Genomic DNA, 567 nt, shown 5'->3' with positions numbered 1-567 from the left:
TTTCGACAGTCACCGAACATTTGACTGTCGCCTGCCAGCGTCGCTGGCGTGGCTCATTCGCGGTCCAGGAGGCCGCCATGCTCTGTCAAAAAAAGCTGCGCCGAACTCTTCTGCTTGCTGTGTTGGGATTGTCCCTTGGTGGGTGCGTGCCTTACTACGACGAAGGAGGCAGTTACTACAGTTCCGAAGTCTATACCTCGCCTACGCCAACCCATTACGCCGAGGGGGGGGCCTACTATTCCAATGGTTACTACACACCGTCGCCTCGGTATTACATGCCGCCAGCGCGGTATTACCAGCCGACGCCGCGCTATTACTCGCAGCCGCGGATGTATCAACCGTCCCCACGCTATTACCAGCCATATCGGGGCGATTACCGGATGCATCAGAACCATGGCTGGGACGGCCGCAACCGCGGGGGCTGGAACAATGACTATCGAGGCCGCGACTGGCGCGACCATCGTGGCGGACGTGGCGATCACAACTGGCGGGGTAATCACCGCTAATCATTCAGTCAAATACAAAACCTGTGGGAGCGAGCCTGCTCGCGATGGCGGAATGTCAGGC

The 567-nt window shown here is 58.7% G+C and carries 1 protein-coding gene; it reads left to right on the top strand.

Going from position 1 to position 567, the window contains the following annotated elements; all coding sequences use genetic code 11:
• Window positions 1-77 precede the first annotated feature (77 nt).
• Window positions 78-506 carry a hypothetical protein gene (locus AC1DVH_RS32510; RefSeq protein WP_477757226.1) on the top strand — a complete coding sequence of 143 codons (429 nt, stop codon included), beginning with the start codon at window positions 78-80 and terminating at the stop codon, window positions 504-506.
• Window positions 507-567 lie beyond the last annotated feature (61 nt).

Source organism: Pseudomonas sp. P4_C3 (assembly GCF_056402075.1).
This window is presented reverse-complemented; position numbering and strand designations above follow the sequence as displayed.

Bases quoted from the DNA above. Each gene is read 5' to 3' on its own strand.
- AC1DVH_RS32510 (WP_477757226.1), top strand. From the start codon at position 78: ATGCTCTGTCAAAAAAAGCTGCGCCGAACTCTTCTGCTTGCTGTGTTG.